The organism is Desertihabitans aurantiacus, from assembly GCF_003344635.1.
In the GTDB taxonomy this organism is placed as follows: Bacteria; Actinomycetota; Actinomycetes; order Propionibacteriales; family Propionibacteriaceae; genus Desertihabitans; species Desertihabitans aurantiacus.
The window spans coordinates 1-8,424 of record NZ_QPKK01000175.1 but is presented as its reverse complement, the minus strand read 5'-3'; the positions used below and the strand labels follow the sequence as shown (position 1 = coordinate 8,424).

General features: G+C 73.6%; 8 protein-coding genes. All 8 read left to right on the top strand.

Annotated elements, in window-relative coordinates:
• Window positions 1-247, top strand: a 247-nt coding sequence (locus tag DVA66_RS13710; RefSeq protein WP_157974003.1) for a hypothetical protein, incomplete at its 5' end; no start/stop codon positions are given.
• Between the two features lie 138 nt (window positions 248-385).
• On the top strand, window positions 386-859 hold the full coding sequence (gene nrdR, locus DVA66_RS13705) for a transcriptional regulator NrdR (protein WP_114560592.1): 474 nt from the start codon (window positions 386-388) through the stop codon (window positions 857-859).
• Between the two features lie 139 nt (window positions 860-998).
• The gene (locus tag DVA66_RS13700) at window positions 999-3,809 is read left to right on the top strand and encodes a vitamin B12-dependent ribonucleotide reductase (RefSeq protein WP_114560591.1); all 2,811 of its coding nucleotides are present in this window, start codon (window positions 999-1,001) and stop codon (window positions 3,807-3,809) included.
• Window positions 3,809-4,237 (top strand): VOC family protein, encoded by a 429-nt coding sequence (locus DVA66_RS13695; protein WP_114560595.1) that lies wholly within the window; start codon window positions 3,809-3,811, stop codon window positions 4,235-4,237. The genes DVA66_RS13700 and DVA66_RS13695 overlap by 1 nt, the downstream gene beginning before the upstream one ends.
• 79 nt (window positions 4,238-4,316) lie before the next feature.
• Window positions 4,317-6,149, top strand: coding sequence for a DUF2207 domain-containing protein (locus tag DVA66_RS13690; protein ID WP_114560590.1), 1,833 nt, complete (start codon window positions 4,317-4,319; stop codon window positions 6,147-6,149).
• A 57-nt stretch (window positions 6,150-6,206) separates the two neighbouring features.
• On the top strand, window positions 6,207-7,190 hold the full coding sequence (locus tag DVA66_RS13685) for a hydroxymethylglutaryl-CoA lyase (protein WP_114560589.1): 984 nt from the start codon (window positions 6,207-6,209) through the stop codon (window positions 7,188-7,190).
• A 14-nt stretch (window positions 7,191-7,204) separates the two neighbouring features.
• Window positions 7,205-8,137: a T3SS (YopN, CesT) and YbjN peptide-binding chaperone 1 gene (locus DVA66_RS13680; protein WP_232821952.1), complete on the top strand. Its 933-nt coding sequence runs from the start codon at window positions 7,205-7,207 to the stop codon at window positions 8,135-8,137.
• Between the two features lie 76 nt (window positions 8,138-8,213).
• A partial coding sequence (locus DVA66_RS13675) for a hypothetical protein (protein ID WP_198671753.1) occupies window positions 8,214-8,424 on the top strand: 211 nt, incomplete at its 3' end.

Here is an 8,424-nt window from a genome sequence, read left to right as displayed (position 1 = left end):
GGTCCGCCGGCGGCGGGTGCGTCCGCAGAGCCGGGTCCGACCGACCGGGGCTGGTGCGCCGGAGCTGCGCACCCCGGTCGGGGCGCCGCGGGCCTGCCGGGTGTCGGCGCCGGCCCCGGCCACGGCCACCGGTGGCGACTGGCACCTGACCCCCCGTGGGGTGGCCGTGGTCACCGCGCTCACCGTGGCGACCTTCGTGCTCGCGGTGGTGGCGATGGTGGGTCGGTTCCTGGTGGTGACCGGCTGATCTCGCCCCGGCGGGCGGTCAGGAGGGCGGCGCACTTGATCTAGGGGCTGGATCGCCCTAAGGTCACTATATGTAGTGGTCACACGGATGTGATTCCGCTACAGGTAGATCCAGGTCGTCGATCCCGGGGGAGTGGCTGTGCACTGTCCGTACTGTCGCAACACCGACTCCCGGGTGCTCGACTCCCGGGTGAGCGATGACGGCACCAGCATCCGGCGCCGTCGCCAGTGCCCGGAGTGCGGGCGTCGGTTCACCACCGTCGAGCGGATGCAGATGATGGTGGTCAAGCGCTCCGGCACGGTCGAGCCGTTCAACCGCGACAAGGTCGTCAGCGGGGTGCGCAAGGCCTGCAAGGGCCGACCGGTCAGCGAGGACGCACTGGCCCAGCTGGCCCAGACCGTGGAGGAGACCCTGCGGGCCGCGGGCAACCCCGAGGTCCCCGCCGACGAGGTCGGCCTGGCCATCCTGCAGCCGCTGCGCGAGCTCGACCCGGTGGCCTACCTCCGCTTCGCCAGCGTCTACCAGAAGTACGAGTCCGTCGACGACTTCGAGGCCGCGATCACCGAGCTGCGCGGCGCGTCGACGGCTGCCGGGCCCGTCCAGGGGCCTTGACCGGGACACGGGTCGGGGCGCCCCGCGCCGAGCAACGCCCCGACCCGTCGGTCCGCTGCTGCCCGCGGCGGGTAGGTCGGCCTCCACTGCCGGGGAGTGCCCCGTTGTCCCACCGTCCGGCGGCGCCCAGAATGGGCGGGTGACCGACACCAGCCGTCCGACCACGACCACCGGCCTCCGGGTGCCGCGGGTGTTCTCCACCGAGGGTGTGCACCCCTATGACGAGGTGACCTGGGAGCTGCGCGACGTCGTCCAGACGAACTGGCGCACGGGGGAGACCGTCTTCGAGCAGCACGGGGTCGAGTTCCCCGACTCCTGGAGCGTCAACGCCGCGACCATCGTCACCACCAAGTACTTCCGCGGGGCGGTGGGCACCGAGCAGCGCGAGCACAGCCTGCGCCAGCTGCTGGACCGGGTGGTCGACCGCTACGCCGCCGCCGGTCTGCAGCACGGCTACTTCGCCGGCGAGGCCGACGCGGCGGTGTTCGGCGACGAGCTGCGCTGGCTGCTGCTGCACCAGTACTTCAGCTTCAACTCACCCGTCTGGTTCAACGTCGGCACCAGCTCCCCGCAGCAGGTCAGCGCCTGCTTCATCCTCTCGGTCGACGACACCATGGACTCGATCCTCAACTGGTACCGCGAGGAGGGCCTGATCTTCAAGGGCGGTTCCGGGGCCGGGCTCAACCTGTCACGGATCCGGTCCTCCCAGGAGCGGCTCAGCTCCGGCGGCACCGCCTCCGGTCCGGTCTCCTTCATGCGCGGGGCCGACGCCTCGGCCGGCACCATCAAGTCCGGCGGGGCCACCCGGCGGGCGGCGAAGATGGTGGTGCTCGACGTCGACCACCCCGACATCGCCGACTTCGTCGCCACCAAGGCGCGGGAGGAGCAGAAGATCCGCGCGCTCCGCGACGCCGGCTTCGACATGGACCTCGGCGGCGCCGACATCACCAGCGTCCAGTACCAGAACGCCAACAACTCCGTCCGGGTCAGCGACGCCTTCATGCGCGCGGTCGAGGAGGACGGCACCTTCGACCTCACCGCCCGCACCGACGGCCGCACCCTGGAGACGGTCCGGGCCCGCGAGCTGTTCGCCTCGATCGCGCAGGCGGCATGGGAGTGCGCCGACCCGGGCCTGCAGTACGACGACACCATCAACCGCTGGCACACCAACCCCGAGAGCGGCCGGATCACGGCGTCCAACCCCTGCTCGGAGTACCTCAGCCTGGACGACAGCTCGTGCAACCTGGCCAGCCTCAACCTGCTGAAGTTCCTCCGCCCCGACGGCACCGTCGACACCGAGACCTTCGTCGCGGTGGTCGAGCTGGTCACCACGGCGATGGACATCTCCATCTGCTTCGCCGACTTCCCGACCGAGGCGATCGGGCGCAACACCCGCGACTTCCGCCAGCTCGGGCTGGGCTATGCGAACCTCGGCGCCCTGCTGATGGCCAGCGGGCACGGCTACGACAGCGATGGTGGACGCGCGCTGGCGGCCAGCCTGACCGCCCTGATGACCGGGGTCGCCTACCGGCGCTCGGCCGAGCTGGCCGGCGCGGTCGGGCCCTACCCGGGCCACGCCCGCAACGCCGAGGCGCACCAGCGGGTGATGCGCCAGCACCGTGAGGCCTGCACCGCCCTGACGACGCTGTCCGACGTCGACGGCGCGGTGCACGAGCGGGCCGGGCGGGAGTGGGAGCGGGTGCTCGCCCTCGGCGCCGAGCACGGCTTCCGCAACGCCCAGGCCACCGTGCTCGCCCCGACCGGGACGATCGGTTTCATGATGGACTGCGACACCACCGGGGTGGAGCCGGACTTCTCGCTGGTGAAGTTCAAGAAGCTCGTCGGCGGCGGCTCGATGCAGATCGTCAACGCCACCGTGCCGCGGGCGCTGCGCAGCCTGGGCTACGACGAGGAGACGGTCGAGGCGGTCGTCGCGCACGTCGCCGAGCACGGCCACGTGGTCGACGCCCCCGGGCTGGCCCCGGAGCACCACGAGGTCTTCGACTGCGCCATGGGCGTCCGGGCGATCGCGCCGATGGGCCACGTGCGGATGATGGCCGCCGTCCAGCCCTTCCTCTCCGGTGGGATCTCCAAGACGGTGAACCTGCCCGAGGACGCCACCGTCGACGACATCGCCGAGGTGTTCACCGAGGGCTGGCGGCTGGGGCTGAAGGCGCTGGCGGTCTACCGCGACAACTGCAAGGTGGGCCAGCCGCTGACCACGGGCACGCCGACGGTGCGCACCGCCGATCCCGCGCCGACGCCGGAGACGCCGGCCGAGGTGCGCCCGGTGCGCCGGCGGCTGCCGAAGTCGCGGGCCAGCCGCACCACCTCGTTCTCCGTCGGCGGCGCCGAGGGCTACATGACCGCCGGCAGCTACGACGACGGCGGGCTCGGCGAGATCTTCCTCAAGCTCGGCAAGCAGGGCTCCACCCTGGCCGGGGTGATGGACGCCTTCTCGATCGCGGTCTCGATCGGGCTGCAGTACGGCGTCCCGCTGGAGACCTTCGTGCAGAAGTTCACCAACCTCAAGTTCGAGCCGGCCGGGATGACCGACGACCCGGACGTCCGGATGGCGCAGTCGATCATGGACTACATCTTCCGCCGGCTCGCGCTGGACCACCTGAGCACCGAGCAGCGCGCCGACCTCGGCATCCACACCGCGCGGGAGCGGGCGCGCTACGTCGAGACCGGCTCCTACGACCCGCCGGTCGAGGAGCAGCCCGCCGACGCCGCACCCGACCCGGCGCCGGCCCCGGCACCGCCCCCGGCCAGGGGTCCGGCGGCCAGGCCGGTCCCGGCCACCGCGCACACCACCACCGAGCTGGTCGAGTCGCTGTCGGGCCGGACGGTCGACGCACCGCTGTGCTACGTCTGCGGCACCAAGATGCGACCCAGCGGCTCCTGCTACGTGTGCGAGGGCTGCGGCTCCACCAGCGGGTGCAGCTGATGGAGCAGCGGCTCAGCCTGGTCACCCTCGCCGTGGACGACCTCGAGGCGGTGCGCCGGTTCTGGGTCGAGGGCATCGGCTGGCAGCCGATGACCGACGTGCCCGGGGAGGTGGTGATGTTCCAGGTGGGTGAGCACCTGCTGCTCTCGCTCTGGGACGTCGACCACTTCACCGCCGAGGTCGGTGCGCCGGTCCGCGGGCCGGGGGCGTTCCCGATCACGCTGGCGCACAACCTCGGCAGCCCCGAGGAGGTGGACGCGGTGCTCGCCCAGGCCGAGCGGGCCGGCGCCCGCACCACCGCGGCCGAGCACCGGGAGTGGGGCGGCTACTCCGGCTACTTCGTCGACCCGGCCGGGTTCTCCTGGGAGATCGCCTGGGCCCCGGGGGAGATCGGTGCGCTGGTGGTGCCGCCCGGCCGGCCCGGCTGAGCGACCGCCCGGACCGGAGCGGGCGCGATGGTGACAGCAGTCATCCCGGACCGACCTCCCGGCGGGGTTGAATGAGCCCATGCGCGCCACCCGGTCGATCGTCCTCACGGTGCTCGCCGCCGTGCTGCTGCTCCTGCTGCCGGCCGCGTCGGCCCGCGCCGAGTCCGACGGGGACTGGAGCTACCCCCGCTACGACGTCACCGCCGAGCTCGCCGCGGACGGCACGGCGCAGGTCACCCTCGACTTCGACTACGACCTCGGCACCGACCCCGGCCACGGCCCGCTGCTCGGCCAGGCGGTCCGCACCGAGATCGAGGGCGACCCCGACCACTACCGCAGCCTGCCGATCACCGACGTCACCGCCACCCGTGACGGCCGGCCCGAACCGGTGCAGACCGAGACCGACGGTGGCGTGCTGGAGATGCGGGTCGGGGACGAGGACGTCGAGCTGGAGGGCCTGCACACCTACACCGTGACCTTCACCCAGCGCGGCCTGGTCAACCCCGAGGCCGCCGGGTCGGGCCTGGACGAGCTGGCCTGGAACGTCCTGGTCGCCCAGGAGCTGCCGGTGCAGGACGTCACCGTCACCGTCACCGGGCCCGAGGACGTCCAGCAGGTCGCCTGCTTCGCCGGGGACGCCGGCAGCCCGACGCCCTGCGCCACCAGCAGCGCCGACGGGGCCACCGCCACCTTCGGCCACCCCGCGCTGGAGGAGGGCCAGGGCCTGACCACCGTCGCCGGCTGGCCCGCCGGCACCTTCACCGCCGAGCCGATCCTCATCCCGCGCCGCCACCTCGGCAACCTCTTCCCGCTCACCCCGGTGACCGGCGTCCTCGGCTCGCTGGTGGCCGTCCTCGGCGTGGTCGGCCTGGTGGTGCTGGGCCGCCGCGGCGCCGACGAGCGCTACGCCGACCTCACCCCGGGCCTGATGCCCGTGCGCGGCGAGACCGCCCGCACCACCCGCGGCCGCAGCGGCGCCCCGGTGGCGGTCCGCTTCACCCCGCCCGAGGACGCCCGGCCCGGCCAGATCGGCACCCTGCTCGACGAGGTCGCCCACGACCACGACGTCACCGCCACCATCGTCGACCTCGCCGTCCGCGGCCACCTGGTGATCGAGGACGTCGCCGCCGAGGGCGAGAAGCCGCCGAAGGGCCCCGAGCGCTGGCGGCTGCGCCGGCTGGACGCCGACCGGTCCGGGCTGCAGCCCTACGAGCAGGACCTGCTGGACGGCCTGTTCGCCGACGGCACACCGGTGCTGCTCTCCGACCTGGGCGCCTCCTTCGCCACCCTCAAGGCCAAGGCCCAGCGCGACCTGTACCGCGACGTCACCGATCGCGGCTGGTTCCGCGGCGACCCCAGCCGGGTCCGGGCCACCTGGGTCGGGCTGGGCATCCTCGTGGCCGTCGCCGGGGCGGTGCTCAGCCTCGTGCTCGCCTTCGCCGTCTCCTGGGGGCTGGTCCCGCTGGCGCTGGTGCCGCTGGGCATCGCGCTCGCGGTGCTGTCGGTGCGGATGCCGGCCCGGACCGCCGCCGGCTCGGCGGTGCTGGAGCAGGCCCGCGGGTTCAAGCTCTACCTCGGCACCGCCGAGGCCGACCAGATCCGCCTGGAGGAGGGCCAGGACGTCTTCTCCCGCTACCTGCCGCACGCGATCGCCTTCGGTGTCGCCGACCACTGGGCCGGCGTGTTCCGTGAGCTGGCCGCGCGCGGCGTCGTGCTGCCCGACCCCGTCTGGTACGTCGGCGGCTACCACGGCAGCCTGCTGCTCGCCCCCTCCTTCGCCAGCGACCTGGCCTCCTTCTCCGCCGACACCAGCGCGGCGATGACGGCCGCCTCCACCGCCTCCTCCGGCAGCAGCGGGTTCAGCGCCGGCGTCGGCGGCGGCGTGGGCGGCGGCAGCGCCGGCGGGTGGTGAGGCCCGTCACCGGTGGTCGCCGGTCGTAGGGTCGTCGCCGGTCGTAGGGTCGGGGCCATGGAGCCGTTCCCCGACCCGCACCCGGTTCCGGCCGCGCCACCGGAGGTGCGGGTCTACGAGGTCGGCCCGCGCGACGGGTTGCAGGCCGAGCGCACCGTCCTCGCCCCGGAGGTCAAGGTCACCTTCGTCCGCCGGCTGCACGCCGCCGGGCTGCGCACCATCGAGGCGACCAGCTTCGTCTCCCCGCGCTGGGTGCCTCAGCTGGCCGACGCGGAGCAGGTGCTGGCCGGGCTGGCCGACCTGGACGGCGTCCGGCTGCCGGTGCTGGTGCCGAACGTCCGCGGGCTGGAGCGCGCCCTGGTCGCCGGGGCCCGCGAGGTCGCGGTCGTCGTCTCGGCCACCGACAGCTTCGCCCGCGCCAACCTCGGCACCGACCGGGAGACCGCGATCGTCCGCGCCGCGGGCGTGGTGCGGGACGCCCGCGCGGCCGGGCTGGCCGTCCGCGGCTACGTCTCGATGTGCTTCGGCGACCCCGACGAGGGCCGGGTCCCGGTGGCCGGGGTGGTGCCCGTGGTGCACCGGCTGCTCGAGCTGGGCTGTGCCACGGTCAGCCTGGGCGACACCATCGGCGTCGCGACCCCCGCGCACGTGCGCGCCCTGCTCACCGCGCTGGCCGGCGCCACCGACCGGCTCGCGCTGCACGGCCACGACACCTACGGACAGGCACTGGCCAACGTGGCCGAGGCGCTGGAGCACGGCGTGGTCGAGATCGACGCCTCCGCCGGCGGGCTGGGCGGCTGCCCCTACGCACGCTCGGCCACCGGCAACCTCGCCACCGAGGACCTGCTCTGGATGCTCGGCGGTCTCGGCGTGCGCACCGGGGTCGACCTCGGCGCCGTCGCCTCGACCAGCCTCTGGATGGCCCACCACCTCGGTCGGCCCAGCCCGTCGCGGGTCGTCACCGCCCTCACCGGTGGTGCGCTACGTTCGCCTGCAGACGCCGATCCGGCGCCCGCCCCCGAACCGCGACCGAGCACCTGAGGAGACGAGGACGCGTGTCCGAGTACGCAGACTTCGACCTTGACCGCAGCACCGACGAGTCCTGGGTCGAGTTCGAGGCCCGCCTCGCCGAGGTGGTGTCGATGATCGACGACACCGCCGACTTCACCCTGGGCTGCGTGGCCGTCGACGACGAGGCGGTGCCCTTCGTCCGCTTCCACAGCCTCGACCGCGACACCCTGCTCGCCGAAGCCGCCAGCAACGCCGGGGTGGGGGAGAAGTACCAGCTCGGCCCGGGCGAGCTGCAGCGGATGGCGGCGCTGGGCTGGCAGGACCCGGTGACCGAGCCCGAGCACCCCGGCCAGCCCGTCACCGGCAACTTCTGGACCATCGGCGAGCAGGAGCGCTCGGCCGAGCTCGCCGCCCTGGCGGTGCGGACGCTGCGCGAGGTGTACGGCGTCCAGCACCCGGTCTTCCTGGCCCCCGACCAGCTGGCCGAGATCCTCACCCCCCAGGCCCAGCAGGAGGCGGTCAGCGAGTTCGACGCCGAGGACGTCATCGCCGTCATCCCGGCCGGCGCGGACCACCTCAAGGCCATGGTCGAGGCCGAGCTGACCGAGATGTTCGGCCACACCCCGCTGCACGACGCCGAGGGCGACATCGCCATCCGCGTCGGATCGACGATGCTCTTCCTGCGGCTGGTCAACGAGGCCCGCGAGGTGCTCGTGTTCGCCTCGCTGGTGCACGAGGTGGAGGGCCGCTCCCGCGCGGTGGAGGTGCTCAACGACCTCAACTCCGACGCCCGGATGGTGAAGTTCCAGCTGGTCCGCGACCGGGTCTTCGTCACCTGCACGGTGCCCGCGCACCCCTTCGTCCCCGCGCACCTGCACCAGGCGGTCACCCTGATGGCCGACGTCGCCGACGGCATCGACGACGAGCTGGCCAACAAGCTGCGCGGTCGCACCACCTTCGGCCCCGACGGCTCCTGACCCGGCCGGACGTCCGCCGCCGGCGGCACCCGCGAGCCTCTTCCTCGATCCGGCGCAGCGCGTCTAGGTTGACCCCATGAGCGCGCACAGCCCACGCCTGGCGCCACCGCCGGACCCGCTCGCCGAGCAGCTGTCCCGGGTGGCCGACCAGCTGGCCGAGCAGACCGCGCTGCTGCGGCGGATCAGCCAGCAGCTCGACCGGCTCGGCGCTCCGGTGCCACCGGCGCCGTCCCCGCTGCCGCCCGTCGTCGCCGGCGCGCCCGCACCGGCCGGCTTCCCGCAGCCCG

Coding starts and splice junctions, on each gene's coding strand:
- DVA66_RS13695 (WP_114560595.1), top strand. CDS start 3,809: ATGGAGCAGCGGCTCAGCCTGGTCACCCTCGCCGTGGACGACCTCGAG.
- DVA66_RS13690 (WP_114560590.1), top strand. CDS start 4,317: ATGCGCGCCACCCGGTCGATCGTCCTCACGGTGCTCGCCGCCGTGCTG.
- DVA66_RS13685 (WP_114560589.1), top strand. CDS start 6,207: ATGGAGCCGTTCCCCGACCCGCACCCGGTTCCGGCCGCGCCACCGGAG.